General features: G+C 63.4%; 26 protein-coding genes. 14 read left to right on the top strand and 12 right to left on the bottom strand.

The genetic code is table 11. The annotated features are described in order from the left end of the window. Positions 1-7: 7 nt before the first annotated feature. From LQ788_RS05100 to LQ788_RS05115, 4 genes are all read right to left on the bottom strand, one after another. Entirely contained in the window at positions 8-1,435 is a 1,428-nt protein-coding gene (locus LQ788_RS05100) for an amidase (protein ID WP_231445697.1), read from the bottom strand. Between the two features lie 52 nt (positions 1,436-1,487). Then, entirely contained in the window at positions 1,488-1,847 is a 360-nt protein-coding gene (locus tag LQ788_RS05105) for a winged helix-turn-helix domain-containing protein (protein WP_231445699.1), read from the bottom strand. Between the two features lie 19 nt (positions 1,848-1,866). Continuing rightward, positions 1,867-2,286 (bottom strand): hypothetical protein, encoded by a 420-nt coding sequence (locus LQ788_RS05110; protein WP_231445701.1) that lies wholly within the window; start codon positions 2,284-2,286, stop codon positions 1,867-1,869. Positions 2,287-2,407: 121 nt separating this feature from the next. Continuing rightward, positions 2,408-2,860 carry a flavodoxin family protein gene (locus tag LQ788_RS05115; RefSeq protein ID WP_231445703.1) on the bottom strand — a complete coding sequence of 151 codons (453 nt, stop codon included), beginning with the start codon at positions 2,858-2,860 and terminating at the stop codon, positions 2,408-2,410. Positions 2,861-2,902: 42 nt separating this feature from the next. Between LQ788_RS05115 and LQ788_RS05120 the strand changes: the two genes are divergently transcribed. The 3 genes from LQ788_RS05120 (at position 2,903) to LQ788_RS05130 (ending at position 4,979) form a co-directional block, all read left to right on the top strand. Continuing rightward, a complete protein-coding gene (locus tag LQ788_RS05120) occupies positions 2,903-3,832 on the top strand; it encodes a Sir2 family NAD-dependent protein deacetylase (protein WP_231445705.1) in 930 nt (309 codons plus the stop codon). Beyond that, positions 3,829-4,431 carry a TIGR03085 family metal-binding protein gene (locus LQ788_RS05125; protein WP_231445707.1) on the top strand — a complete coding sequence of 201 codons (603 nt, stop codon included), beginning with the start codon at positions 3,829-3,831 and terminating at the stop codon, positions 4,429-4,431. Before LQ788_RS05120 ends, LQ788_RS05125 begins: the two co-directional genes overlap by 4 nt. Before the next feature lie 125 nt (positions 4,432-4,556). Then, entirely contained in the window at positions 4,557-4,979 is a 423-nt protein-coding gene (locus tag LQ788_RS05130) for a DUF4190 domain-containing protein (protein WP_231445709.1), read from the top strand. Here LQ788_RS05130 and LQ788_RS05135 read toward each other — a convergent pair. The 8 genes from LQ788_RS05135 to LQ788_RS05170 are packed head-to-tail and all read right to left on the bottom strand — an operon-like array spanning position 4,976 to position 10,602. Beyond that, a complete protein-coding gene (locus tag LQ788_RS05135) occupies positions 4,976-6,604 on the bottom strand; it encodes a polyamine aminopropyltransferase (RefSeq protein WP_231445710.1) in 1,629 nt (542 codons plus the stop codon). The two genes, LQ788_RS05130 and LQ788_RS05135, sit on opposite strands and share 4 nt — an antisense overlap. After that, on the bottom strand, positions 6,601-7,026 hold the full coding sequence (locus LQ788_RS05140) for a DUF350 domain-containing protein (RefSeq protein ID WP_231445712.1): 426 nt from the start codon (positions 7,024-7,026) through the stop codon (positions 6,601-6,603). The genes LQ788_RS05135 and LQ788_RS05140 overlap by 4 nt, the downstream gene beginning before the upstream one ends. Positions 7,027-7,074: 48 nt before the next feature. Further along, positions 7,075-7,434, bottom strand: a complete 360-nt coding sequence (locus tag LQ788_RS05145) for a hypothetical protein (RefSeq protein ID WP_231445714.1) — start codon at positions 7,432-7,434, stop codon at positions 7,075-7,077. Further along, entirely contained in the window at positions 7,431-8,009 is a 579-nt protein-coding gene (locus LQ788_RS05150; protein ID WP_231445715.1) for a DUF2617 family protein, read from the bottom strand. Before LQ788_RS05150 ends, LQ788_RS05145 begins: the two co-directional genes overlap by 4 nt. Further along, positions 8,009-8,626, bottom strand: coding sequence for a DUF4178 domain-containing protein (locus LQ788_RS05155; protein WP_231445716.1), 618 nt, complete (start codon positions 8,624-8,626; stop codon positions 8,009-8,011). The genes LQ788_RS05150 and LQ788_RS05155 overlap by 1 nt, the downstream gene beginning before the upstream one ends. A gap of 38 nt (positions 8,627-8,664) precedes the next feature. Then, positions 8,665-9,714 carry a GNAT family N-acetyltransferase gene (locus tag LQ788_RS05160; protein ID WP_231445717.1) on the bottom strand — a complete coding sequence of 350 codons (1,050 nt, stop codon included), beginning with the start codon at positions 9,712-9,714 and terminating at the stop codon, positions 8,665-8,667. Between the two features lie 31 nt (positions 9,715-9,745). After that, complete coding sequence (locus LQ788_RS05165; protein ID WP_231445718.1) at positions 9,746-9,937, bottom strand: hypothetical protein; 192 nt, start codon at positions 9,935-9,937, stop codon at positions 9,746-9,748. After that, positions 9,934-10,602 carry a DUF1707 SHOCT-like domain-containing protein gene (locus LQ788_RS05170; RefSeq protein WP_231445719.1) on the bottom strand — a complete coding sequence of 223 codons (669 nt, stop codon included), beginning with the start codon at positions 10,600-10,602 and terminating at the stop codon, positions 9,934-9,936. The genes LQ788_RS05165 and LQ788_RS05170 overlap by 4 nt, the downstream gene beginning before the upstream one ends. Positions 10,603-10,718: 116 nt before the next feature. Here LQ788_RS05170 and LQ788_RS05175 point away from each other — a divergent pair, with 116 nt between their 5' ends. The 11 genes from LQ788_RS05175 (at position 10,719) to LQ788_RS05225 (ending at position 24,886) form a co-directional block, all read left to right on the top strand. Further along, positions 10,719-14,021, top strand: a complete 3,303-nt coding sequence (locus LQ788_RS05175) for a DNA polymerase III subunit gamma and tau (RefSeq protein WP_231445721.1) — start codon at positions 10,719-10,721, stop codon at positions 14,019-14,021. Next, positions 14,018-14,623, top strand: coding sequence for a recombination mediator RecR (gene recR / locus LQ788_RS05180; protein WP_009883158.1), 606 nt, complete (start codon positions 14,018-14,020; stop codon positions 14,621-14,623). Before LQ788_RS05175 ends, recR begins: the two co-directional genes overlap by 4 nt. 192 nt (positions 14,624-14,815) lie before the next feature. Beyond that, complete coding sequence (locus LQ788_RS05185) at positions 14,816-15,502, top strand: DUF2975 domain-containing protein (RefSeq protein ID WP_231445723.1); 687 nt, start codon at positions 14,816-14,818, stop codon at positions 15,500-15,502. Next, on the top strand, positions 15,502-15,735 hold the full coding sequence (locus tag LQ788_RS05190) for a helix-turn-helix domain-containing protein (RefSeq protein ID WP_231445724.1): 234 nt from the start codon (positions 15,502-15,504) through the stop codon (positions 15,733-15,735). The genes LQ788_RS05185 and LQ788_RS05190 overlap by 1 nt, the downstream gene beginning before the upstream one ends. 292 nt (positions 15,736-16,027) lie before the next feature. After that, positions 16,028-17,356: an aspartate kinase gene (locus LQ788_RS05195; RefSeq protein ID WP_069599629.1), complete on the top strand. Its 1,329-nt coding sequence runs from the start codon at positions 16,028-16,030 to the stop codon at positions 17,354-17,356. Beyond that, a complete protein-coding gene (locus LQ788_RS05200) occupies positions 17,353-18,405 on the top strand; it encodes an aspartate-semialdehyde dehydrogenase (RefSeq protein ID WP_231445725.1) in 1,053 nt (350 codons plus the stop codon). The genes LQ788_RS05195 and LQ788_RS05200 overlap by 4 nt, the downstream gene beginning before the upstream one ends. A gap of 194 nt (positions 18,406-18,599) precedes the next feature. Next, positions 18,600-19,655 carry a metal ABC transporter solute-binding protein, Zn/Mn family gene (locus LQ788_RS05205; protein WP_231445726.1) on the top strand — a complete coding sequence of 352 codons (1,056 nt, stop codon included), beginning with the start codon at positions 18,600-18,602 and terminating at the stop codon, positions 19,653-19,655. A 2-nt stretch (positions 19,656-19,657) separates the two neighbouring features. Next, positions 19,658-20,527 carry a metal ABC transporter ATP-binding protein gene (locus tag LQ788_RS05210; RefSeq protein ID WP_231445727.1) on the top strand — a complete coding sequence of 290 codons (870 nt, stop codon included), beginning with the start codon at positions 19,658-19,660 and terminating at the stop codon, positions 20,525-20,527. After that, positions 20,527-21,438, top strand: coding sequence for a metal ABC transporter permease (locus LQ788_RS05215; RefSeq protein WP_231445728.1), 912 nt, complete (start codon positions 20,527-20,529; stop codon positions 21,436-21,438). Before LQ788_RS05210 ends, LQ788_RS05215 begins: the two co-directional genes overlap by 1 nt. A 57-nt stretch (positions 21,439-21,495) precedes the next feature. Further along, positions 21,496-22,467 carry a metallophosphoesterase gene (locus LQ788_RS05220; RefSeq protein WP_231445730.1) on the top strand — a complete coding sequence of 324 codons (972 nt, stop codon included), beginning with the start codon at positions 21,496-21,498 and terminating at the stop codon, positions 22,465-22,467. Positions 22,468-22,522: 55 nt separating this feature from the next. Further along, positions 22,523-24,886 carry a transglycosylase domain-containing protein gene (locus LQ788_RS05225; protein ID WP_231445732.1) on the top strand — a complete coding sequence of 788 codons (2,364 nt, stop codon included), beginning with the start codon at positions 22,523-22,525 and terminating at the stop codon, positions 24,884-24,886. The last annotated feature ends 176 nt before the right edge of the window (positions 24,887-25,062 follow it).

Here is a 25,062-nt window from a genome sequence, read left to right on the forward strand (position 1 = left end):
GCCTCGACTAGACGGCCACGATATGAGGGTGCTGTCGGTGGAAATCGGTGGCCTGCTGGAAGGTATGCCCCGCGGCCAGCAGCAGACCCTCCTTGAAGTCACCGGCGACGAACTGAGCAGCCAGCGGGGTGCCGCGCTCGGTGAAGCCGGCAGGCAGAGTGATCGAGGGCATGCCGCAGTTGTCGATCGGCGCCGTGGGAATCGTGACTCCGGCGAACAGCTCGGCGTCAGAGCCGAGATTCTCCATCTGCGAAATGGTCGGTGAGGCGGCTCCGATGCCCGGAAGCAGCAGCAGGTCGATGTCGGACATGAGCGCGCGCATGCGACCGGTGAATGCCCGCCTGGATTCGAGCAGCTCGTGGTAGTCGACGGCGCTGAGCCCACGCCCGATCTCGATGAGGCCGGCGAGGTCGGGACCGTACTCGGCCGACCTCGACGGATAGTTCTCTGCGTGAACGCCCGCGGTCTCGATCCCGCACAGGGCAGTCCATTCCTGCGCCGCCGCAGGCAGGTCGGGGGTGCGCACGTCGAGGACGCGCCAACCGAGGTCGAGGAGCACCTCGATGGTGGATTCGAGCATCTCGTTGGTGACGTCATCGAAATGTTCGGCTGCCAGTTCGCGGTCGAAGCCGACGACCGGGGTGGTCTCGAGCCTGAGCTGCTGGCTGTAGCGGGGCACCGGTTCAAGCACCGAAGTCGGGTCGTTCGGGTCGTGGCCGGCGATGGCCTCGAGGATGATGGCAGCATCGCGTGCGCTGCGCGTCATCGGGCCGATGTGGTCAAGGCTCGGCGCCAGGGGAAAGATGCCGTTGCGCGAGACCCGGCCCCAGGTGGGTTTGAGTCCGGTGACCCCATTGGCCGAGGAAGGCAGTCGGATCGAACCGCCGGTGTCCGAGCCCAGCGAGCCGTAGCAGAGGCCGGCGGCGGTGGCGACGCCCGAACCGCTCGAGGAGACTCCTGACCAGGTGTTGGGCTCCCAGGGGTTGACCGGGGTCGGCAGGTCGGGGTGATGCCCGGTGAAGGCGCCCTCGGTCAGGCGCAGCTTTCCCAGGATCACAGCCCCAGCGGCCCGCAGGCGAGCCACGACGGTGGCGTCGAAGTCGGGCTGGAAATCGGCGTGGATCGTGGTGCCTGCACCTGTCGGTGCGTCATGGGTGTAGGCGAGGTCTTTGATCGCCAGCGGCACACCGTGCAGCGGCCCCAACCAGTCCCCGCGGGCCAGGCGTTCATCGAGGTCGTCGGCGGCGGCCAGGGCCGATTCGCGCATCAGGGTGACGTAGGACAGGAGATGGGGGTCGAGTTCGTCGACCCGGTCGAACATGGCCTCGGTGGCTGCCCGGGAGCTCAGCCGCCCGGATCTGATGAGCTCCGAGACCTCGTGCAGTTCACGGAACTCGAGTCCGCTGTTCGCCGAGGTGGTTGTGCTGCTGGTCATGGACGCCTCCTTGCATCGGTTGTCCCCATGCTAACGGGGAAACCTCAGAACGTCACTGCTGGTCAGCACCGCCCCCGGCGAGCTCCCGCAGGGCCTGAACATGAGCGTCGAGACGGGCGCTCCCGTCCGTGGTGATGGCGACCCAGGTGCGGGGGCGTTTGCCGACATAGCCTTTTCTGACCTCGACCAGCCCCGCCTTCTCAAGGGCGGAGATGTGGCGAGAGAGCACGGAGTCGGAGACGCCGAGGGAATCGCGGAGGAGTTTGAATTCCGCCCGGTCCCGATTCTTCAGACTCGCCACGATTCCGAGTCGAGTGGGATTGTTCAGATCTGATTCGATCCGAGTCAGGGACTCGCCGAGGTTGTCCATCGTGTCATCGGATTCGTCGTCGGTGCTGATGTAGGGGTTCATGGTCGTGCCTCGTCCTTTCTCAGCGGCGCAGTCCGACGAGGGACATGATGGGGGAGAGGACCCAGAGGAAGCCGGCGGCCGCGAACGGCACCCACGACGTGGGAGTGAACGAGTCGACGATGATCGCTGTGAACAGAGCGACGAAGGTCAGCGGCAGCCAGGTGCAGAGCAGGACGGTTGAACGGCGGCTCCAGCTCAGGGCCCTGACGGAATAGACGATGAGGGCCGGCACCAGCCAGGCGCCGCCGGCGCCGAGGATGATCAGCTGCGTCGTGTTGTCCTCGATGAGTCCGACGGCGAGGATCCCCACGGAGATAGCCGCGCTGTAGACGAAGAGCATCGTGACCAGCGGCCAGGCATCGCTGGATCGGGCTTGGGCCTGATTCGACTCGACCTGCGAGAGAAGGTCTTCGGCCTGCTGCGGGGTGGGCGTGGTCATGACAACTCCTTCGTTGCTGTCCTCACCGAGGGACGGTGACTTCCTGGTGGAAGTGATTACAGCGTAGCAAGTACTTTCCATATTGGTAAGTACTTTCATGAAGTTGTTCTCGCGGCCGGGCTCAGGAGGAAGCCGCAGCAGCCACGGTGGCCGCAAGCTCGGTGGCCGCGCCGAGGTGGTCGGCGGTGACCTCGCCGGTGACGATGAGCGGGTCGAAGGCGAGCTTCCAGCCCAGGCCCGTCGTGATCTGCTTCATCGCGACCTCGGCCCCGGTCGTGTCGTAGCCGCCGTGGATCCAATAGGAGAACGGGCGACCGGCGGTCGGCTCCCTGACCGCGTCGTACGTGGTGTCGAAGAAGTGCTTGAGGGCTCCGGAGATGTAGCCGAAGTTCGCCGTTGTGCCGAGGACGAACCCATCGGCGGCGAGCACGTCCTCGGCCGTCGCCTCCAAGGCGGGACGGACTACGACGTCGACGTCACCCAACTCCGGCATGCGCAGTCCGGACAGGGCCGCCTCGGCGATTTCAGTCGTTGCCTGTGACGGGGAATGATGAACGAGCAATATGCTGACCATGGGACCAGACTAACCCCGCAGCATTTCGACGAGGGAGGATTCGTGGCAGTCATCTTTGATCCGCTCCGCGGGCGGACACGACCCGAGCCCAGCCACAGCGATGAGGAGATCATCGACGTGCTCACCGGCGCTGCCGGGACCGTGGGAATCGACACCTCCGGGTGGGCGGTGCTGACCGGGGCCGGGATGAGCACGGATTCGGGAGTGCCCGACTATCGGGGACCCGACGCCGTGCCCCGGCAGCCGATGACGATACAGACCTTCCTTTCCCATCCCGACCAGCGCGCCCGCTACTGGGCGCGTTCCTGGGTGGGGTGGCCGCGGATGCGTTCGGCCCGACCGAATGCGGCACACCTGGGGCTCGCTCAGCTGCCCGTCGCCGGAATCGTCACGCAGAATGTCGACGGACTCCACCAGGCCGCGGCACGGGAGGAGGGCAGTCGCAGTCCGGTCATGGACCTGCACGGCAGCCTGGATCGCGTCATCTGCCTCAAAGAGGGACACATGTTCGACCGGGACTGGGTCCAGGCCCAGTTGAGCGAGCTCAACCCTGACTTCGCGAAACTCGTGGGCATCGATCCGATCGATGTCGAGACGGCCCCCGACGGTGACGTGGACTTAGAGGAGACGGCGGACTTCATTGTCGCCGATTGCCCCCGCTGTGGCGGAATCCTCAAACCCGATGTCGTGTACTTCGGTGACTCCGTGCCTCCGGCAAGACTGCAGGAGGCGAATCGCATCTGCGCTGACGCGAGCGGGATCGTTGTGCTCGGATCCTCGCTCGCGGTGCTGTCGGGACTGCGCTTCGTGCGAGCGGCTGCGAAGGCCGAGAAACCGGTCGTCATCGTCACCGACGGTCCCACCAGGGGAGATGAGCTCGCTGACTACCGCTCGATCTCCCGCGTCGGCGATTTCGTGGAGGACTGGGCACTCAGAGGAATCCAAGGCGATGATGACAAGCTTCAGGCATGAGCAATCTTGCCCGAACCGAACGCCTCCGCCTCGTCGATACAGCCAATAGGGCCGGTGAAGACGCCCCGACGCTGTGCGAGGGTTGGACGACACGAGACCTTGCCACTCATCTCGTCATCCGCGAACGTCACCCCGTTGCCGCCCTCGGCATCTTCATGCCGAAGCTCGAAGGCAAGCGCGAGGAACAGGAACGGGCGTATGCCTCGATGCCGTATTCGAGTCTGCTGGGTCTCGTGGCATCCCCGCCGAGGTGGACCCCGGGTCGGTGGCCCGGCGTCGAATCCGTGATGAACACCGCCGAGTACATCGTCCACCACGAAGACATCCGACGCGCGGAGATCGAATGGATCCCACGCCGGCTGTCCCTGCCGGAGAACCGTGCCGTGTGGACAGCGTGCCGAACCGCACTCCTGCCCTTCGCCGCCAAGGCCGAAGGCCGCGTCACGATCGTCAGCCCCGGATTCGGCCAGCACAGTACGGGCAGAAGATCCGGCGGGAGCAAGGGCAGCGCCCAGGAGGTCACCATCACCGGAGAGCCCGTGGAGATCCTGCTCTACCTGATGGGCCGACAGAAGCATGCCCTCGTCGATGTGAAGTGAGGGGCCGCATCGTTGGGCGAGGCGGGGGAAAACCCCCGACCAGCTGAACGGTTTGTATCATTCCCCTGCCAAGTGCAAGTTCCTAAGCTGATACCAACAGCAGCCGCACAAGCAGAGGCAGAGAGATGAACCCCACCCCCAACTCCGACTACACAGCAGAGACCAACTACCCCTCGACCACCGGATATCCCTCAACCACCGGCAGCCAGGGCTACCTCGAATCGAACCAGGGGTACAACACAGGCGCACAGCCACCGCAGTCCTACCGCGCCAGGGCGGAGGAAGATCCGGGCAAGGTCCTGGGAATCATCTCGCTGGTCGCGACCCTCTCGACCTTCCTGGGCTTCAACTTCCTCGGCCCCATCGTCGGCATCATCACCGGCCATATGGCGCGCAAGAACTCACGAAGCGCGGGCTTCGCCGACAACGAGATGGGCAAATGGGGCTTCATCCTCGGCATCGTCTTCGTCTCAGTGGCAGCACTGGGCGGACTGCTCGGCCTGTCCATCGCAGGATTCGCCGGACTGGCAGGACTCCTCGGGGCCTAGTACCCGATCCAGGCTCCGCGCTCCTGGTCGAGCACACGAGGGTGGAGCAGGGTCGAGGCCTCAACATCACCGACGGAAGCCCGATCACGGTCGGGCGGGAACGTGGTGGAGGACGCGAGCACTTCAGCCGTCGCGAATTTCAATCCCTCGGGAGCATCCCGGGGGATTGTCACGTTCGGGCCCTGCTCCTCGGCTTCACTGCCTTCGGAGGCATCGGCGAGGAAGTAGCCCCAGTCACCGAAGCTGGGGACATCGACGTGATAGGGCGTGGTGGCCAGGCCCGCCTCAGCGACGGCTTCCCCGATACCCCAATAGGCCTCCGGAGCGAAGTACGGGGAGCCGGCCTGAACGACGAGCCTGGCCTCGGGGGACATGACCTGCTTGATCAGTCCGTAGAACTCGATGCTGTAGAGCTTCGAGGTGGCGACATCGTCCGGGTCAGGCAGATCGGCGATGACCGCATCGTAGGCCGTGTGCTCGGCTTCGCGCAGCCAGGTGAAGGCATCGGCGGCGATGGTCGTCACACGGGGATCGTCGAGGGAGTCTTCGTTGAAGTCGGTGAAGTGGTCCGAGGTCTTGGCGAGTTCGAGGACGCGGGGGTCGAGGTCGACGAGCGTCACCGATTCGACATCGGGATATTTGAGGATCTCCCGCACAGCCAGTCCGTCCCCGCCGCCGAGAACGAGGACATTGCGCTTGGGCCCGTTCATGAGCGGGTGGACCAGGGACTCGTGATAACGGTATTCGTCGGCCGAAGCGAACTGCAGGTCCCCATTGAGGTAGAGCCTTGTGTCCCCGGTCTTCTTCGACTCGGTGAGCACGATCTCCTGGTAGTCCGTGCGCTGGGAGTAGACGATCGGGTCGCGGTAGAGGCGCTGCCGGGTCGTCATCTCGATGTCATCGGTGAACACCCAGACCACGGTGAGCCCGCCGACGATGAGGACGAGCAGGCCAGCCAAGATGACCTGCGTGCGGGTGCGGATCTCGGTGCGGAAGAGCCAGAGCACGATGAGGATGCCGACGACGGCGTTCGTGATCCCCACCGCCAGAGCCCCTCTTGGCAGGCCGAAGATCGGGAGCAGGACGAAGGGGAAGGCGAGGCCGCCGACCAGCCCGCCGACGTAGTCCGCGGCGAAGAGATCGGCGACAGCGCTGGAGGCCTTCTGCGCACGGATGCGTTGGACGAGCTCCATGAGCAGGGGGATCTCCGCGCCGATGAGTGCGCCGATGACGAAGGTGAGGGCGACCATCGCGACGGTGTAGATGTCGGCGAAGGCGAACGCGAGGTAGAGCAGGATGACCGAGAGGCCGCCGATGATGCCCAGCGCGGCCTCGATGAGGGCGAAGGCGACTGCGGCGAACTCGGTCAGGCGTTTCGTGGCCAGGGACCCGATGCCCATCGCGAAGACCATGACCGAGAGGACAATCGAGGCCTGAACGATGGTGTCGCCGAGGAGGTAGGAGCCGAGTGTGACGAGCGCGAGCTCGTAGACCATGCCGCAGCTGGCGCAGATGAAGACGGCCAGGAGCACGAAGAAGCGGGCGGGTCCTGGCTTCAGCGGCAGCGTGATCGGTTTGCTGCCGCCGACGGTATCGGCGTTACCGGATTCTGTCGGTGAACTCAAAGGAGCGCTGCGGCCATGATGCCCGCGATGCCCACGTGAGCGGAGGCATTGACCCACACTTCAGGGTGAAACGCATCGGGTTTGATCATATCGCCGAGCTTGCCGGGGGTGAAGGCGTCGATGAGCAGGAAGCTCAGGGCCATGAGGATGATGCCGACGATGCCGAAGACCAGGGTGGAGATGATGCCGAAGACGAAATCATCCGCGCTGGCCCGGATCGCGGCGATGACGATGATCGCCACACCGAGGAGGTCGGAGGCGACGAGGATCACGGCATTCTTCGACTTCTGCTGCCAGAGGATGACGTGCAGCTTTCCCGGGGTGAGGAGGTCGACGACGAAGTAGCCGATGAGCATGAGCGCGAGGCCGCTCACGGCATAGGAGAGGACGATCCCGATCTCAAGGAAGAGGTCTGCCAACATGATTGCCTTTCAGAGTGCTGTCGGTGCTGTCATTTGCCGCGAACGTTGTCATTTGCCGGTGCCGGGTCCGCCGCCGCGGAATCCCGAGCCGTCGCCGTAGTTCGATCCGACGCTGCTGGAGCCGCCGCCGAAGAAGGGCAGGAAGAAGAATCCGCCGCCACCGCCACCCGAGCCGTCCGAGTCATCCGTGCAGCCATTCATGATGTTGCCGAGGATCAGGACGATGACTACCAGAGCGATGATGGTGCCGCAGCCGGAGCGTTTCTTCGGGCCGCCGGAATTGTTGTTCGAGGGCCCGGAGCCGCGATTGCCCCCGGACCCGCGGTCTCCGCCGCCGGAGCCGCGCCCGTTCTCGGCGTCGAAGTTGAAGGAGCCTCCACCCATGGAGACATTGGGATCGTGGCTCATGATCTCCTCCTCAGCTGACTGTGGCTGTGCACGATCTGACGGTGCTGCGGATAGCAGTGCCAGCTCTGCCAGGAGAGCTGCTCGGAACTGCAGTCGGTCAGTGCCAGCGCCGTCAGCGCACCCGGTTCACCGGGGAAGTCAACGACGAGGTGACGGTCGTGGGCACTCGAACGGGCCACCACCTCAGCGGCGGCATCACTGAAGCTGCCTGTCACATCTGTGAGCTCACTGCGGAACTGATGTCGGGTGAATCCCGACCAGGATCCAGCGGTGGTGCGAGTCGTGTCCCAGCCGGGACGCTCATCCTCGCCGAGGCAGGCGAAGGTTTCGATGAAGGCGTCGGTGTCGCTCTCGCTCAGGATCACCTGGTGGGAGGAGCCGATGACGTGGAGCTCGAGCTGCAAACGATCCTGCCCATTCGACGACGGCAGGTCGATGAAGTCGGAGGCCAGAGGGGTGATGCGGCCATGGGCGAGGCTGAAGGTCAGCGCCTGGGCAGACGTATCGGCGAAGGCCACGTCGACGCTCAGGTGCTGGGACGGCACCGGGTGTGTCAATGGGGGAGTGAGTGTCATCAGCTGCCCGAATAGATGGTGAAGGAACCGACCGGGATCGATTCGCCGGTGCTCACTTCCCAACGGCCGTGGTCGAAGCGTTCGAAGGCAAGCAGTTTGTGATCATCGGACTCGTAGTCGACGTAGTCGACGCCGCCCTTCTCATTGAGGCCGGTGGTGCCCTCGGAGCGATAGGAGGCGGTTCCGTGTTCGACGAGTTTGTACTCGGTGGAGTCGATGGTGATGGTCTTGGCCTTGGGCTCGATGTCGAGCTCGGGGCGATCACTCCACCGGGAGACCTGCAGATCGGGATCATTCTCGACGGTCAGCCACAGGCGGGTGGCGGACTGGTCGGCCTGGAAGAAGTGCTCGGCCCAGTCGTAGCCGCCTTCTGAGATGCGCAGGGTGCCGCGGACGAAGAACTTCTCATTGCCGAATTCGAGCAGGTCACCGGCCTTGATCGTCTCCGGATCCCCGCCTGCGTTCTGCTCGGGGGCGAACGGATCCTGAGGTCGGCGGGGTGCGGCCGCATTCTCTTCGAACTTGCGGCGGCTGGCGGCGCGCCTGCGGATGACGATCACCGTGATGAGAACGACGATGATGAACACCAAGACGGTGATGAGGATATTCGATGACACGGTTGCCTGCTTCGCTCAGATAGCCGGAACTTTCACACTCAACTGTAGTCGAATCGTCCCTCGAGCGCGGTCATGGAATCCGCAGGGAAGAAGCCGAGATCTCGGTTGAGCGCGTGCATCGGCCCATTGCCTGTGGCTGTATAGGTCTGGATCCAGGAGGCCTGGGCGACTTCCGGGATCTCGTGGAGCTGGCGCATGTTCGCGACTTTGAGTCCGCGTCCGATGCCGCGACCGCGATACGCTGCCTCGACGAAGGTGTCCTCCTGGACGACGATGTCCGTCTCGTGGCGGGAGACCATGATCTCCGTGTATCCGACGGCAACCGGCTCGTCCGCCGTGTTGTCATCGATCTCGGCGGTGACGTCGTTGACGTGGGCGATCGAGCTGACCAGAATCCAGCCTTGGTCGGCCATCCGCTCCTCATGGGTGCGGATCGCGCCGGCACCGGCATGCTTGAGTATGCGCGTGAGGTCACCGACCGGGACGTCCTCGTCCATCTGCTGACGCAGTCGTGCCCAATCTTCGACTGCTTCGTCCGGGCAGCCACCGATCCACGAGGTGATCGACACGTTCGGATCAGGGTCTGTCGCCAGTCGTGACTTCGCGGCCGGGTCCCTGTAGCGGTTGGCATCATCGCGCAGGTAGGCCGGCAGGTCCAGCAGCAGTCGCTGTTCCTCGTTGCCGATGATCAGGCCCTGTGCCTGTGCGAAGGCCACGCCCTCCGGGCAGTAGGTTTCGGTCTGGACGAGCTCCGTGCGTCCGCGCAGCAGATCCGCGACGGCTCCGGCGATCGACGTGCCGTACCCCTGTCGTCGGTGCGTGGGCAGAACTCCGATTTCGACGTCGGCGGGGGCGTCGGTGACGATGTTGATCTCGGCGCCGCCGATGGGCACCTCGCCGAGGTGGGCCACGAGTGCGATGTCGGACTTGTCCGAACGGGGCTGGGCGAACTGGGTGAGAGTCGACTCAAGGCTCTGCCACCAGGCGGCAGTGCGACCGAAGGTGTAGGCCTCGCACATGAGCTCACGCCATTGCGTGAGCCCGTCGACGTCGTCGGGCTCGATGCGGGTGATCTGGACATCGACCATAACTTGAGTCGACCATGCTTCACCCCGGATTTCAAGGATTCGAAGGAGGGTCCGATCCGTCCTCAGGCCCCGCCTCGGCGCTGGGATCCTCTGTGGGCAGGCGTGAGCCGATGTGCGCGTCGGGACTATTCATCACCCGGTAGACGAGGAAGGCGCCAACGCTGAAGACCACGATGATGGTCAGGATGAGGAAGATGACGGCGCCGAGACCCGGCTCCATCACTTGGCCATCCGACGCCGGTCGAGGAAGTTGGCGAAGCGGGCCCGGAAGGAGCCCATGCCGATCGAACCGGTGACTTCGATGGTCGGCTTGCGGCCCTCGGGGATCGCGTTGACCACGGACTTCACCGAGCCCCAGGACTTGGACAGATCGTCGACGTTGACGGCCCAGTCATCGGGAACGACGACGATGACCGACCCCATTCCTGCGACGACTTCGACATTGATGACCTCAAGGTCGGTCTCGACCTCGAGGAAGTTCAGTTCGACGTTCGACATCGACGGCTCGCACCTGATGGAGGGCGGGACCTGCCACCGTCCGCGGCGTAGTTCGCTCTCCCAGCCGGCCTTGATGACCAATGGCTTGCCTGACTCGATTGCCCGGCCCGCGGGAGTCGATCGGCTGACAGCGGTACCGGGGCGGAAACGATCAGAGGGCAGTTGGATGGTGAGGTCGGACAGGACCTCGTCGAGGTCGACAGGGAAGCGGGCGGCGTGGACCTTCTCCATACGTTCGTCGAGTTCCTCTACCGTGATCCGACCGTCGCCGGCGGCGTCGCGCAGGACTTCGATCGCTTCGTCACGCTCTTTGTGTCCGATGCGGTAGGTCTTCGCCGGGTCGTTTCCGGCACGATCGTCGTCGGGGGAATGGGAGGAGGAGTTGCTCATGATCTCTATCGTGCCCGATTCACGCGCTCGTCCACAACGGCAATGGGCGCAAGCTCACGATGGCGACGAGGAGCGGGTGCGTGTGTCGTGTCAGCCGTTGGCATTAGGCTAAGCATGTGTCCACCGCACTGTACAGAAGATACCGCCCAGAGACCTTCGATGAGGTCATCGGTCAAGAGCATGTGACCGATCCGCTGAAGGCCGCGATCGAACGTGGCCGCATCAACCATGCCTATCTGTTCTCCGGCCCCCGAGGCTGTGGCAAGACCACCTCGGCACGGATCCTGGCGAGGTGTCTCAACTGTGCCAAGGGGCCGACTCCGGTGCCCTGTGGTGAGTGCCCGAGCTGCGAGGACCTGGCCAACGGCGGCCCGGGTTCGCTCGACGTCGTGGAGATCGACGCGGCCAGCCACAACGGCGTCGACGATGCCCGCGACCTGCGTGAGCGCGCGATCTATGCCCCGGCCCGGGATCGGTACAAGGTCTTCATCCTCGATGAGGCCCATATGGTGACCTCGCAGGGCTTCAATGCTCTGCTCAAGATCGTCGAGGAGCCGCCTCCTCACATCAAGTTCATCTTTGCGACGACCGAGCCTGAGAAGGTCATCGGCACAATCCGCTCGCGGACCCATCATTACCCGTTCCGCCTGGTTCCGCCCGAGGCTTTGGGTAACTACATGGAAGACCTGTGCAGCCGCGAAGGTGTGCAGGTTGCCAAGGGTGTTCTGCCGCTCGTCGTGCGCGCCGGTGGCGGTTCCGTGCGTGACACCCTGTCCGTGCTCGACCAGCTCATCGCCGGTTCGGGTCCCGACGGCGTTGACTATGCCGGGGCCATCGCGCTTCTGGGGTATACACCTGATTCCCTGCTCAGTGACATCGTCGATGCTTTCTCTGCCGGCGACGGCGGCGGTGTCTACCGTGCTGTCGAGCGAGTCATCGAGTCGGGGCAGGACCCGCGTCGCTTCGTTGAGGATCTGCTCGAGCGCATGCGCGATCTCATCGTCATCAATGCTGCCCCCGAGGCGGCTCATGCCTTCTTGCCGGAGGTCCCTCCGGACCGCCTCGAGCGACTGACTCTGCAGGCCAGAGGCTTCGGCCAGGGTGAACTCTCTCGAGCGGCTGACCTGCTCAACCAGGGCCTGACCGAAATGTCAGGAGCAACCTCGCCGAGGCTGCAGCTCGAGTTGATCTGTGCCCGCATCCTTCTGCCCGGCTCGGGTCGCAGTCGCGATGCAGTGCTCAGCCGTGTCGAACGGATGGAACGCCGCATCGGCATGTCCGCTTCCGGAACGGCGGCGAACATTCCCCCTGCCCAGTCGGAGGCGGCTGACCCGTCCGGAGACGGCGGGCAATCGAACGCCACACCGCCAGCGCAGGGACAGTCGCAAGGTACTCCGGGACAGTCGCAAAGTACTCCGGGGCAGTCGCAGGTCGCGCAGGTTCCCGCAGCGCAGTCCTCGAACCAGGCTCCGTCTCCGAACCAGCCACAACGCGATGATTTCGACGAGCTCGCCGAGATGGCGGCTGCTGCCGAGTCCATGCTCAACGAGCCACCGGCCTCGTCTCCAACCGATAGTCCACAGGAAGACCGGTCGTCGCTGGCCGAAGACTCCGCCCAGGCGCCCGTCGCAGGGTCCTCGTCTCAGGAGCAGCCTGACCAGGCTTCGCAGCCTCAGCCACCAGAGATGCGAGCACCGGAGCCCCGGGCTCCGCAGCCTCAGCCACCAGCCGACCCAGCTCACGCTGACTCTGGTTCGGCCGAATCAGCTCCGGCTGAATCAGCTCCAGCGGATGCCTCTGCACCGGAGGGCGATGCCGTGGCCGGTGCCGGCAACATCGGCGGCGAAATCGAAGCGATTCGACGGGCTTGGCCGAGCATCCTTGCCGCAGTCGAGAAACGCAGCCGCCTGACCAGAGCGATCATTGCTGCGAATGCGATCCCGCAGTCGTATTCCGCTGGAGTCGTCTACCTCGGATTCAACAATGCCGGTTCCGTTCAGGGCTTCCAACAGAGAGACCATGCGGCCAAGCTGGCGATGGCGATCAATGACGTCCTCGGCATCCAGGCACGTATCGACATCGGTGATGTCGGTCGTATCGGCGGGAACTCGGGCCAGGCAGATACGGGACGCGGGACAGGCGGCAAGGGCGCCTCGGCGCCGGCGCCGAGCGAGGCTCCCGGAAATCGGGGACCTGCACCCGCCCAAAGACGACCCAGTCCGCAGGAAGTGGCCGCGGTCGTCGGCACACGCGAGGTCGACAAACCGCAGGTCGATCACGAGAAGTTCTGGGAGACCAGCGGCTCTCCGCAGGGCCCATGGTCCGATGACGACGAGGAGGGAGAACAGCCGGCGGCACACGAGGTACCTCAGCCACCGACTGATCAGCCACCGACTGATTCTGATTCCGGCTCAGATTCTGGTTCAGACTCCGCAGCCACCCCCGGCTCGCCATCTGCAGACGCTTCCAATGATTCCGGAGACGGATCAGGTGCCTTCTCTGGCCCCGCCGACGAGCCTGCTTCGTGGGAAGAGCTCGCTCCGACCGACCAGAACGTTCCGATCGACCAGAATGCGGCGGACCACGCGCAGCATTCAGGTGGTCAGTCAACACCTGTCGAGGAGTCAGCACCTGCCGAAGCGGCGTCTGAAGTTCAGAGTCCCGAACAGCCGGAATCGGATGAGTCACTGGCGGATTCGGACATCGTCGTACCCGACCTCTCCGATGAGGACTTCTTCAGCGATCCTTCGAGCACCACTGTCCCTGAGCAGTCGGAGATGGATCACCGGGCGGATTCCGCGCCACATGCCGCTGCACCGGCGGCACCGGAGGACGCGCCGATGGAGTATGTACAGCCTCGGTGGGAGGAACCGACCTGGCACGACGGGCCCAACGAAGAGGCCCCGAACCTCGGCGACTCCTCAGATGGACAGACCCGGTCAGCAGATTCGGGCGAGGAGTTCACGAGCGCAGGTTCGGGCGCTGTGGAAGTCGGAGCACTTGTCGTACCTCCCCCGGAAGACGACGATCTCGACTTCCTCGGTGACTACACCGATGGTGGTTCGGGACTGCCGGAGACTGCCTCTCAGCCGCCTGCCCAGGCCTCACGACCACAGGGGCATGGAGCGGCCAAGCCGTTCAAGTCCCGTTTCGCCGCTCTTGCTGAAAAGCACGGTGGCAGCACCCCGCAGCCACCGGCCCAGACCGGAGAGAACGGGTACCCGCAGAACGGGAACTCCACGATGCCCGGATCTTCAGCGGATGACGCCCACGCTGATGCTCGGCCTCAGAACTCAGGAGCTGATGAGGACGAGTATGATCCGGAGACGGACCTCGACATCTCGGACGCCCCGCAGATCGGAGTGGCCGTGATCGCACGAGTCCTCGGCGGCGAGATCATTGACGAAAGAGAAGTATGAGCGCGGTTTACGAAGGTGCCCTGCAGGACCTGGTCGAGGAATTCGGCAAGCTTCCGGGCATCGGCCCGAAGTCCGCGCAGCGGTTGGCGTTCCACATTCTCCAATCCGAATCCGCCGACGTCAGCTCACTGGCACAGGCCCTGACTGAGGTGAAGAAGCGTGTGCGCTTCTGCGACATCTGCGGCAATGTCTCTGAGGAGGCAGAGTGCACAGTGTGCCAGGACCCACGTCGAGATCGCTCGATGATCTGCGTCGTCGAGGAGCCCAAGGATGTCGTGGCCATCGAGCGGACTCGCGAGTACCGGGGTCTCTATCACGTGCTCGGCGGTGCGATTGATCCGATGGCTGGGGTCGGGCCGGACAATCTGCGCATCAAGGAACTGATGCCGCGTCTGCAGAACGGCGAAGTCAAGGAATGCGTCATCGCCACCGATCCCAACCTCGAGGGTGAAGCCACCGCCACCTATCTGGTGCGTCTGCTCAACTCCCTGGGAGTGACTGTGACGAGACTGGCTTCGGGGCTGCCTGTCGGGGGAGACCTCGAATACGCCGATGAAGTCACTCTTGGGCGGGCCTTCTCGGGCCGCCGCGAAATGGACTGATTCAGGCTTCGCCGGCCGCCTCCTGCTGTTCTTTACAAGCCCTTATCCTCTCTTGACACCATATCGATTATCGTGAAGTATGTTGATTATCGATATATCGACTAACGATATGAAATGGTGAAGCTAGGCGATGAATTCAGGGTCGACGGTTTGATGACCCAGGAGGACTTGCCGAAGCAGGAAGGCAGGATCATGGCACAGGAGAATGGGCAGAGCGAAATGCCCGAAGAGCCAGACGACGCCGTCATCGGGAAGCCCAAGGGTGGGGTGAAGCGCGGTGACGATGCGGCCAAGCAGAAGGCGTTCGGCACGGGGTACGAACTCTGGGTGGGACTGGCACTTGGGTTCTACGTGATCTATGCAGTGACAGAGCTGGTCACTGACCTCGTGCATGCAAAGATCAGGCTGCCGCTCGAATTCGAGTCCGATGCTGTGGCGACACTTGGCTTCCCAGGGGGAGAGGCGACTCTGAGCGGACTGACTCAGATCACGGTGTCCACAACCGACCTGGCCACCGCGACGATGGTCCTGCTCCTCATTGCGAAGATCGCGCTGATCCTCACCTTCATAGTCGCTGCAGTCGCAATCGTTCCCGTCATCAGGGATATTGCCAAAGGTGACCCGTTCACCAGCCGTTCGATCATGGCGCTCGGAGTGCTCGAGAGCTTCATCGCCGTGGGATGGCTGGTCTATTTCGCCGCGATGGTGCTGGGCAGCAACATGGTCTCGCGCGATCTCGACATCGCCGACGAGGTAGGTCCCGGCGTGACGACGGTCCAAGCGTTCTTACTGCTGGGCGTCGTCGGAGGAATCGAGCTCCTGCGCAGGTGCTTCAAATCAGGTCAGAAGGCTTCCGAAGAACTCGAGGGCCTCGTCTGATGGTTGAGGAATTCGATTCACTCCACGTCGTCTGCCATCTGGACTCGCTGCTGACTCAACGAGGTCTGAGTCTGACTGAACTTTCGAAGCTCGTCGATGTGTCCCTGGCCAATCTCTCGGTTCTCAAGAACAACCGCGCCAAGGCCATCAGATACTCAACACTCATAGCACTCTGTCAGGTTCTGGACTGTCAGCCCGGGGACCTGTTCACCGTCAATGTCCGCCCCGACTGAGACGAGCCCACCACGTCGTCTGAGACGAGCAGATCGCATCGTCGTTCGAGTACTCGAGATCGTGAACAGCACGGGGATCCCGGCGGACTGTCGGTGCGAAAACCGCGTCTCTGAGCGGTGTCTGAATGACGGGCGAAGGTGAAGTGAAATTGCTGACCTCATATAATGGTCGAGGTGCCGGAGAGCCGACACGGCTGAAATCCTGATCGAAGCAAGCACGAGACCACCATGTTTGGAACCATGGAATCGATCGCCCGGCACGGAACTTATCAGCGATAAGGAAGAGACTGCAGTGAGCATAGTCGTCCAGAAGTTTGGCGGGTCCTCGGTAGCCGATGCGGAATCGGTGAAGCGGGTGGCCAAGCGAATTGTCGAAAACCGTCAGGCCGGTCACGAAGTAGTTGTCGTGGTGTCGGCCATGGGAGACAGCACCGACGATCTCATCGACTTGGCCCAACAGGTTTCTCCGATGCCCCCAGCCCGTGAACTCGACATGCTCCTGACTGCAGGTGAGCGCATCTCCATGGCAGTTCTTGCCATGGCGATTGCCAACCTCGGCGAGGAAGCACAGTCGTTCACCGGCTCACAGGCCGGTGTGATCACCGACGAGCAGTTCGGCAAGGCGCGCATCATCGACGTCACGCCAGGTCGCATCCGCTCGGCACTCGACCAGGGATACGTGGCCATTGTGGCCGGATTCCAGGGAGTCAGCCAAACAGCGAAGAACATCACCACACTGGGGCGCGGCGGATCAGATACGACCGCGGTTGCCCTCGCAGCGGCATTGGATGCCGATGTCTGCGAGATCTACACCGACGTCGATGGTGTCTTCACCGCCGACCCCCGCATCGTGCCCACAGCACACAAGATCGATGAGATCGGCTACGAGGAGATGATGGAGATGGCAGCCTCGGGCGCCAAGGTCCTCATGCTCCGGTGCGTCGAGTACGCCCGCCGGTACAACGTGCCCGTGCACGTGCGGTCCTCATTCTCACGTAATCAAGGCACCTGGGTGACCGACTCACCCATTCCTGAAGCCTTCCGGCCGAAACAGGGATCGAAGGCCCCGGCAATAGCGGAATCAGAAACGGAGTCCAACATGGAACAGGCAATCATTTCCGGAGTCGCCCATGATCGCTCGGAGGCCAAGGTCACGATCGTCGGCGTTCCCGACGTTCCCGGCAAGGCTGCCGAAATCTTCAACACCATGGCCGCGACGGAGATCAACATCGACATGATCGTCCAGAACATCTCCACCCGCGAACCCGGCAAGACCGACATCTCCTTCACTCTGCCGATGGATGACGGCGCCAAGGCGCTCGAAGCCCTCGATGCGGTGAAGACCTCGATCGGCTTCGACCAGGTCCGCTACGACGACCAGATCGGCAAGCTCTCGGTCGTGGGCGCAGGGATGCGCTCTCACCCAGGCGTGACCGCCATCCTGTTCGAGGCCCTGAGCAATGCCCAGGTCAACATCGACATGATCTCCACCTCGGAGATCCGCATCAGCGTCGTCACACGAGCAGACATCCTCGACGACGCCGTCCGTGCCGCACATGCCGCGTACGGACTCGACAGTGAAGACGACGAAGCAGTGGTTTACGGAGGTACCGGACGATGAGCGTCAATATCGGAGTAGTCGGAGCAACCGGTCAGGTGGGCGGCGTCATGCTCGACCTGCTGGCAGACAATCCCGGGTTCGAGATCAACAGCCTGCGACTCTTCGCCTCGGCGAGGTCGGCCGGCAAGGTCGTCGATTTCAACGGTGAGTCCATCACCGTCGAGGATGCCGCCGAGGCGGACCCCAGCGGGCTCGATATCGCATTGTTCTCCGCCGGTGGGGCCACTTCCCGTGCCCAGGCAGAACGTTTCGCCGCGGCCGGAGCCATCGTCGTCGACAATTCCTCGGCGTGGCGCTCGGATCCTGACGTCCCCCTGGTCGTCAGCGAGGTCAACCCAGAGGCCCTGGACACACTGCCCAAGGGCATCATCGCCAACCCGAACTGCACCACGATGGCCGCGATGCCGGTCCTCAAGGCGCTCGATTCCGCCGCTGGCCTCCAGCGACTCATCGTCAGCACCTATCAGGCAGTGTCCGGCTCCGGCGTGAGCGGAGTTGAGGAACTCGCCAGCCAGCTCGAAGCCGGAGTCGCCGACTCACGCAAGCTGGCCCGCGATGGCAGTGCGGTCAGCCTGCCTGCCCCGGACAACTACGTCGAACCCATCGCATTCAACGTCCTGCCCATGGCCGGATCCATCGTCGACGACGGTGAGCTGGAGACCGACGAAGAGAAGAAGCTGCGCAACGAGAGCCGCAAGATTCTCGGTAAGCCAGACCTCCTCGTGGCGGGAACCTGCGTTCGCGTTCCCGTGTTCACGGGACACAGCCTGAGCATCCACGCTGAGTTCGACTCCGAGATCACCCCGGCAAAGGCCACCGAGGTGCTCGCCGAAGCACCGGGTGTCGAACTGGAGGACGTCCCAACACCGTTGAAGGCAGCGGGCAAGGACGCGAGCTTCGTCGGCCGCATCCGTGCCGACCAGTCTGCCCCTGCAGGTAAGGGCCTCGTCCTGTTCGTGGCCAACGACAACCTGCGCAAGGGTGCTGCCCTGAACACAGTGCAGATCGCAGCATTGCTGGCGAAGAAGGTTGAGTCACAGGCCGCCTGAGCACAGATCACAGGCACGCTCGAGCTGAGCTGAATGGGAGCCGCCCGAAGACCGTTGGTCTCGGGCGGCTCTCGTGATTCCACACATAAACAAGTTGCTATATATAAATATTTATATTAGTGGTGTCCCTTCGAGCGCAGTAGGGTGAACGTCGTTGACACACCGGCCCTCGCTCACGCTCTGAAAGGCACACCATGCGCTCTTCCCGACTCGGCATCATGTCCGGGGCAATCGCTCTGACCACTGTTGCGGCACTGAGCGGGTGCGGGGGGCAGGCCTCTGGATCCACCGAGCTCTCGGTCGTCGCCTCGACCAATGTGTACGCCGACATCGTGTCCCAAGTGGCAGGAGACTTCGCGACGGTCAGCGCGGTCATCGATGACCCCAACCAGGACCCGCACTCCTATGAGGCCACGACACAGGACCGCCTGAAGCTGTCGAAGGCCGACCTGGTCATCCAGAACGGCGGCGGCTACGACTCGTTCATGACCACAATGCTCGAGGCCTCCGACGTCGACGTCGACACCATCGACACGGTCTCCATCTCCGGTCTGCCAGGATCCGAGGACCTCGGCAATGAACCCCATGATCACGGTGATGAGGAAGCCAAAGGCGGCGGCCACGTCCATGAACACGGCGAAGAAGAAGGCCACGACCACAGCGAAGAAGAGGGCCACGACCACGCCGAAGAAGACGGTGACGAGCACGCCCACGGGGAGTTCAACGAACATCTCTGGTACTCGGTGCCCACGATGACGAAGCTCGTCGACGAGGTTGCGACCCACCTCGGCGAGGCCGAACCCGAACACAAGGATGACTTCGCGGCCAATGCCGATGAGTACAAGAAGACGCTGGAGAAGCTGCAGTCGCAGATCGATGATGCCAAGACCAAGCACGAGGGTGACGAGGTCGCGGCCACTGAGCCCGTGCCGCTGTGGCTGTTTGCGGATATGGGGTTGAAGAACATCACCTCTGATGAGTTCCTCGAAGCAGTGGAAGAGGGCAACGATGTGCCGCCGCTGGTGCTGAAGAAGGCCGAGGAGCAGATCTCGTCGGGGGACGCGGTCCTGCTTGGGTACAATACTCAAGCGGCAGGTCCACAGGCAGAGCAGCTGAAATCCACGGCTGAGAAGTCCGATGTTCCGGTCGTCGACCTCGGCGAGACGATGCCGGCCGATACGCACTACGCGGATTGGATGGGCGAGTACATCACCGAAATCTCCACCGCGCTCGAAGGACATGAACACTGAGAATGGCCCCTGATTCCCACGTTTCTCCAGAGCAGACCACGGCCGCCGGCCATCCTCCGGTGATCAGTCTGCGCGACGCCGAACTGCGTTTCGGGGAGCGTGTGCTCTGGCATGACCTCGACCTCGACGTTGCGCCGGGGGAATTCGTGGCGGTGCTGGGACCCAACGGGACCGGCAAGACATCGCTGCTCAAAGTGCTGCTGGGCCAGCATTCGCTGTCGACGGGCTCGGCCGAGGTCGGCGGCAGGAATGTTCATGCGGGCAATTCGGCCATCGGCTACATTCCCCAGCAGCGCGGAATCGACCAGCACACCCCGATGCGAGGTCGCGATCTGGTCCGGATGGGCATCGACGGGCACAGGTGGGGGCCGGGCCGATTCCGCCGACGTCGTCGTCAGCAGGTTGACGAGCTGCTGAACTCCGTCGGCGCCCGCGACTATGCCGATGCGCCAGCCGGGACACTGTCCGGTGGTGAGCTCCAACGACTGCGCGTGGCCCAGGCCCTGGCCAACGACCCTTCGGTGCTGCTGTGCGACGAACCGCTGCTGTCTCTGGACATCCACCATCAGAAGGTTGTGGCCAGTCTGCTCCATGAGCAGCGGGTCAAACGCAACACAGCAGTCCTCTTCGTCACCCATGAGATCAACCCGATCCTGCCCTATGTCGACCGTGTCCTCTATATCGTCGGCGGTCATTTCCTCGTCGGCACCCCCGCCGAGGTGATGACCACCGAATCGCTGTCCCGGCTCTACGGCTCCCCAGTCGAAGTGGTCCGGGTGGGCGGTCGGCTCATCGTCGTCGGCGGCGAGGCCGAATGTGTCGACCATCATGTCCACGACGGTGACATGACCATAGAACGAGGTGCGATCTGATGACGGCTCAGGAGATCTTCGGCAGCCTCTTCACCTTCGAAGACTACGGCGAGCTGGTGGCGCTGCTGTTCAACTCGCTCATCGCGGCCGGGCTGCTCGGCGTCGTCGGCGGACTCATCAGCGTCTTCGTCATGGCCCGCGACATTCCCTTCGCAGTCCACGGAATCTCTGAGCTCTCGTTCGCCGGTGCCGCGTTCGCCCTGCTCATCGGGTTCGACGTGGTGGGCGGTTCCATCATCGGCTCCATCATCGCCGCTCTCATCATCGGCGTGGGCGGAGCCAAAGCCTCGGAGAAGAATGCCATCATCGGTGTGCTCATGCCCTTCGGCCTGGGCTTGGCGATTCTGTTCCTGGCCCTCTACGACGGTCGGGCCGCCAGCAAGTTCGGGCTGCTGACCGGTCAGATCGTGGCCATCACCCCGAGCCAGATCATGACCCTGGTGGTGTGTTCGCTGATCGTGCTCCTGGTGCTCGCCGTGATCTGGCGCCCGCTCATGTTCGCCAGCCTCGACCCCGAGGTCGCACGCGCCAAAGGGGTGCCGGTGTCCGGGCTGACGATCGTCTTCATGCTCGTCCTCGGCCTGGCCGTGGCATTGAGCGTGCAGGTGGTGGGCGTGCTCCTCGTGCTGGCTCTGCTCATCACTCCGGCGGCGGCTGCCACCCAGCTCTCGGCATCCCCGGTGTGGGTGCCGGTGCTCAGCGTCATCTTCGCCGTCACGTCATCCGTCGGCGGCATCCTCATCGCACTGGGCTCACCCGTGGTGCCGATCAGTCCGTTCGTCACCACGATCTCCTTCCTCATCTACCTCGTCTGTCGCCTCGTGGGGCGGCGTCGGATGAAGCACCTACACCATCGCCGCACGGCCCGTGCCGCAGATGAGCACGAGAATCCGGTCGCGCCCGTGGCCTGAGGCTCCGTCAGGCAGTCTGTGGGAAAGCGGAGAGGATCGCCGACTAGAGTTGGACGAATGAAGAAGCGTGCACTATTCGCCGGCGCCCTTGCAGTCCCCGCGGCGGCCGGAATCTGGGGAGCGGTCATCGAACCGCACCTCTTCACGGTCCGGCGCCACACACTGCCGGTACTGCCCGCCGGAGCCAAGAGCATCCGAATGCTGCACGTCTCCGATCTGCATCTGGCTCCCTGGCAGAAACACAGAGCCGCATGGGTCAAAGCGCTGACCCGGCTGGAACCCGACGTGGTGGTCAACACCGGCGACAATCTCTCTGCTGACATCGTGCCCACCGTCCTCGATGTCTTCGCTGGGCTCCTCGACGTTCCCGGCGTCTTCGTCCTCGGCTCCAACGACTTCTTCTCACCCACGGCGAAGAACCCCGCGAAGTATCTGCGCTCACCCTCAGAGGTGAAGCACCGTAGTCAGCCCGACCTCGATGTCAGGGCCCTGATCCGCGGGTTCGAGGCGAGCAGCGTCGAGACAGGCAGCCACGTTTCGTCAGGTGACACGCCCGCCGCAACCCGTGGGTGGCATTTCCTCGACAATGCCGAGGCGAGTCTGACGATCAGGGGGACCAGGATCGATTTCTGTGGTCTCGGGGATTCCCACATCGACCGTGACCGAATCCAGCTAAGCGAGGGCCAGGGGCGCGGTCCGAGGGCGTACGACTACCCTCGGTTCGACCCTGCTGCCGGAGTGAAGGTGGGCGTCACACATGCGCCGTATTCACGCACCTTGGAGGCGTTCACCTCGGCGGGGGCCGATCTCATCATGACCGGACACACCCACGGGGGTCAGATTCGGGTCCCCTTCTGGGGAGCGCCGGTGACGAACTGCGACCTGGATAGGACACGCGCGAGAGGTGTCTTTCCGTATCGAAAATCTCTTGTCGAGATCTCTGCCGGCTTGGGTTTCTCGCCCTTCTCACCGGTGCGTTTCGCCTGCCGTCCCGAGGTCAGCCTGTTGACCTTGGTTCCCAGAGGCTGACGTTCTCAACGGTTTTTGAGAATTTGCACAACTCGTATTAGCTAAACTTGTTGGCATGGTGTCTCCTGAGTCAAATCCGAATCCGACCAAGACGGGCGCGTTCCTCCAGTTCGTCGCCGTGAGCGCGGTGGCGGGAATCGTCGCCGCCGGTCTTGCCATCCCCGGGGTCGGCGTCGCTACTGCCAGCGCAAACAGTGCCGTCGAGATCTTCAATTCGCTTCCCGCCACCCTGGAGATCCAGGACCTGGGGGAGAAGTCGACGATGCTCGCCTCCGACGGATCGGAGATCGCAGAGTTCTACTGGCAGAACCGAGTCGAGGTGCCCCTCGATGAGATCTCAGACCACATGCAGGACGCGACGATCGCAGTCGAGGACTACAGGTACTTCGAACACGGCGGCGTCGACATCGAAGGCATCGCCCGCGCGGCGGTGCACAATATGGTGTCCTCGACGACCCAGGGCGGATCAACGCTGACTCAGCAGTATGTGAAGAACGTGCTCGCGGAGAACGCTCATGCCGAGCAGGACCGGGAAGGCGTGGAAGCGGCCAAAGAGTCGGAAGGCACGGCCGGCTATGCGCGTAAGCTGCGCGAAGCCAAACTTGCGGTGGCAGTTGAGAAGAAGTACGACAAGAAAGACATTCTCAACCGCTACATGAACATCAACAACTACTCCGGTTCGCCCAATGCCTACGGCGTGCAGGCGGCCGCCCACAAATACTGGGGCATCGACGCAAAGGACCTCAACATTCCGCAGTCGGCAATGCTCGCCGGCATTGTGCAGAACCCTTCTGCGTTCAACCCGCAGCGGTTCCCCGACCAGGTGAAGAAGCGCCGCAACACGGTGCTGGGGCAGATGCTCAAGTACGACCACATCACTCAGAAGGAATACGACAAGGCGGTCAAGACCGACCTCGACCTCGACCTGCATGAGACACCTAACGGCTGTACCTCGGCGAAGAGCAACGCGGAGTTCTTCTGCGACTACGTTGAGAACGTCATCAAGAACGACGAGACCTTCGGCGACACCGTCGACGAACGCATTGCCTTCCTGCAGCGAGGCGGGCTGACGATCAAAACCAGCCTCAATCCAGACATTCAGAAGATCGCTGACAAAGAGGTCAAGAATCGTGTTCCCGTGGGCGACCCCTCGGGCGCCGGACACGCCCTGGTCACGATCGAACCGGGCACGGGTGAAGTCATCGCCATGGCTGAGAACCGCGAATACACGGTTGGTGAGGTCAAGAAGAACGAAAAGAACAAGAAGACCAGCATCAACTACACGGTGGACCGGAAACACAATGGCGGCGGCGGTTTCCAGGTCGGTTCGACGTGGAAGCCCTTCGTGCTGGCAACGTGGCTGAAATCCGGCCGCGGCCTCAACACCACGGTCAACGCTACGAAGCGCAACTTCCCGGCAAGTTCCTGGAAGTACGAGGGCTGTCCGAACATGGGCGGTGACTGGGACCCGAACAACGCCGGTGACGGTGAGGGCAAGGGCTCGATGACCGCGCTGGAAGCCACGAAGAAGTCCGTGAACACCGGCTACGCTGCCATGGGCAACCAGCTCAACATGTGCAAGGTCATGGACACGGCCATGGACTTGGGAATTCGCTACGGCAGCGGCGAGAAGCTGGACTTCAAGAACGAAGCTGGATTCATCCAGGCGCTGTCCCCGTCATCGATCCTGGGTACGACTGAGACCACTCCGATCGCGATGGCGGCAGCATTCGCCGCTTTCGCAAACGAAGGCGAGTTCTGCGGCCCGAAACCGATCCTGTCCATCAAGGACCGTTCAGGCAAGAAGCTCGATGTGCCGGGAGAAGGCTGTAAGCGAGTCCTCGACAAAGAGGTGGCCAAGGGCGTCGCCTATGCGCTGTCACAGACGTTCAACGGCGGTACGACCACTCAGTTGAAGATCGGTGTGCCAGCAGGTGCAAAGACCGGTACGACGAACTTCGACGTCGGCCACACCTGGTTGCTTGGGTTCACCAAGACGCTGGCGACTGCGGTCTGGACCGGTGACCCGGCTGGAACGCGCGATTGGCGAAACAACAGCCAGGGCGCTGTCCGCGGACACGTCTACGGTGCCACGATCTCCGGCAAAACCTGGCAGGCCTATATGAGCCAGGCTGTCAAGGAGACGAAGGGCAACACCGGATTCCCCAAGCCGAGTTCCAAGTACATGGGCGGCGGCGGCAGCACCGGAGGCTCCGGCGGTGGCGGTGGCGGCACTGGCGGTGGCGGCACTGGCGGCGGCAACGGCGGCGGTGGTGGCACCGGCGGCGGTGGCGGCGGCAGTAACAACGGCGGCGGCAACGGCGGCGGAGGCGGCAGCAACAACGGCGGCGGTGGAGGCACCGGCGGCGATGGTGGCGGCGGAGGCGGAGACGAAGCTCCGGGCCTCGGCGGCAACTGAGCGCCGGACATCCTGAGAATCAGCGGGGTGGGACGATCATGACGATCGTCCCACCCCGCTCTCGTCGATCCATGCCTTTCATACAGTGACATGGGTGGCTGTAGGTGCACGGGTTCTCGGCTAGTGTTGGGAACGACAATGATTGCCGGTCGCGCACCCAAAGAACAATCGGCATT

It is taken from the genome of Brevibacterium zhoupengii (genome assembly GCF_021117425.1).
GTDB lineage: Bacteria > Actinomycetota > Actinomycetes > Actinomycetales > Brevibacteriaceae > Brevibacterium > Brevibacterium zhoupengii.

Bases quoted from the DNA above. Each gene is read 5' to 3' on its own strand.
- LQ788_RS05100 (WP_231445697.1), bottom strand. From the start codon at position 1,435: ATGACCAGCAGCACAACCACCTCGGCGAACAGCGGACTCGAGTTCCGT.
- LQ788_RS05105 (WP_231445699.1), bottom strand. From the start codon at position 1,847: ATGAACCCCTACATCAGCACCGACGACGAATCCGATGACACGATGGAC.
- LQ788_RS05110 (WP_231445701.1), bottom strand. From the start codon at position 2,286: ATGACCACGCCCACCCCGCAGCAGGCCGAAGACCTTCTCTCGCAGGTC.
- LQ788_RS05115 (WP_231445703.1), bottom strand. From the start codon at position 2,860: ATGGTCAGCATATTGCTCGTTCATCATTCCCCGTCACAGGCAACGACT.
- LQ788_RS05125 (WP_231445707.1), top strand. From the start codon at position 3,829: ATGAGCAATCTTGCCCGAACCGAACGCCTCCGCCTCGTCGATACAGCC.
- LQ788_RS05130 (WP_231445709.1), top strand. From the start codon at position 4,557: ATGAACCCCACCCCCAACTCCGACTACACAGCAGAGACCAACTACCCC.
- LQ788_RS05140 (WP_231445712.1), bottom strand. From the start codon at position 7,026: ATGTTGGCAGACCTCTTCCTTGAGATCGGGATCGTCCTCTCCTATGCC.
- LQ788_RS05145 (WP_231445714.1), bottom strand. From the start codon at position 7,434: ATGAGCCACGATCCCAATGTCTCCATGGGTGGAGGCTCCTTCAACTTC.
- LQ788_RS05150 (WP_231445715.1), bottom strand. From the start codon at position 8,009: ATGACACTCACTCCCCCATTGACACACCCGGTGCCGTCCCAGCACCTG.
- LQ788_RS05160 (WP_231445717.1), bottom strand. From the start codon at position 9,714: ATGGTCGATGTCCAGATCACCCGCATCGAGCCCGACGACGTCGACGGG.
- LQ788_RS05170 (WP_231445719.1), bottom strand. From the start codon at position 10,602: ATGAGCAACTCCTCCTCCCATTCCCCCGACGACGATCGTGCCGGAAAC.
- recR (WP_009883158.1), top strand. From the start codon at position 14,018: ATGAGCGCGGTTTACGAAGGTGCCCTGCAGGACCTGGTCGAGGAATTC.
- LQ788_RS05185 (WP_231445723.1), top strand. From the start codon at position 14,816: ATGGCACAGGAGAATGGGCAGAGCGAAATGCCCGAAGAGCCAGACGAC.
- LQ788_RS05190 (WP_231445724.1), top strand. From the start codon at position 15,502: ATGGTTGAGGAATTCGATTCACTCCACGTCGTCTGCCATCTGGACTCG.
- LQ788_RS05200 (WP_231445725.1), top strand. From the start codon at position 17,353: ATGAGCGTCAATATCGGAGTAGTCGGAGCAACCGGTCAGGTGGGCGGC.
- LQ788_RS05205 (WP_231445726.1), top strand. From the start codon at position 18,600: ATGCGCTCTTCCCGACTCGGCATCATGTCCGGGGCAATCGCTCTGACC.
- LQ788_RS05210 (WP_231445727.1), top strand. From the start codon at position 19,658: ATGGCCCCTGATTCCCACGTTTCTCCAGAGCAGACCACGGCCGCCGGC.
- LQ788_RS05215 (WP_231445728.1), top strand. From the start codon at position 20,527: ATGACGGCTCAGGAGATCTTCGGCAGCCTCTTCACCTTCGAAGACTAC.
- LQ788_RS05220 (WP_231445730.1), top strand. From the start codon at position 21,496: ATGAAGAAGCGTGCACTATTCGCCGGCGCCCTTGCAGTCCCCGCGGCG.
- LQ788_RS05225 (WP_231445732.1), top strand. From the start codon at position 22,523: ATGGTGTCTCCTGAGTCAAATCCGAATCCGACCAAGACGGGCGCGTTC.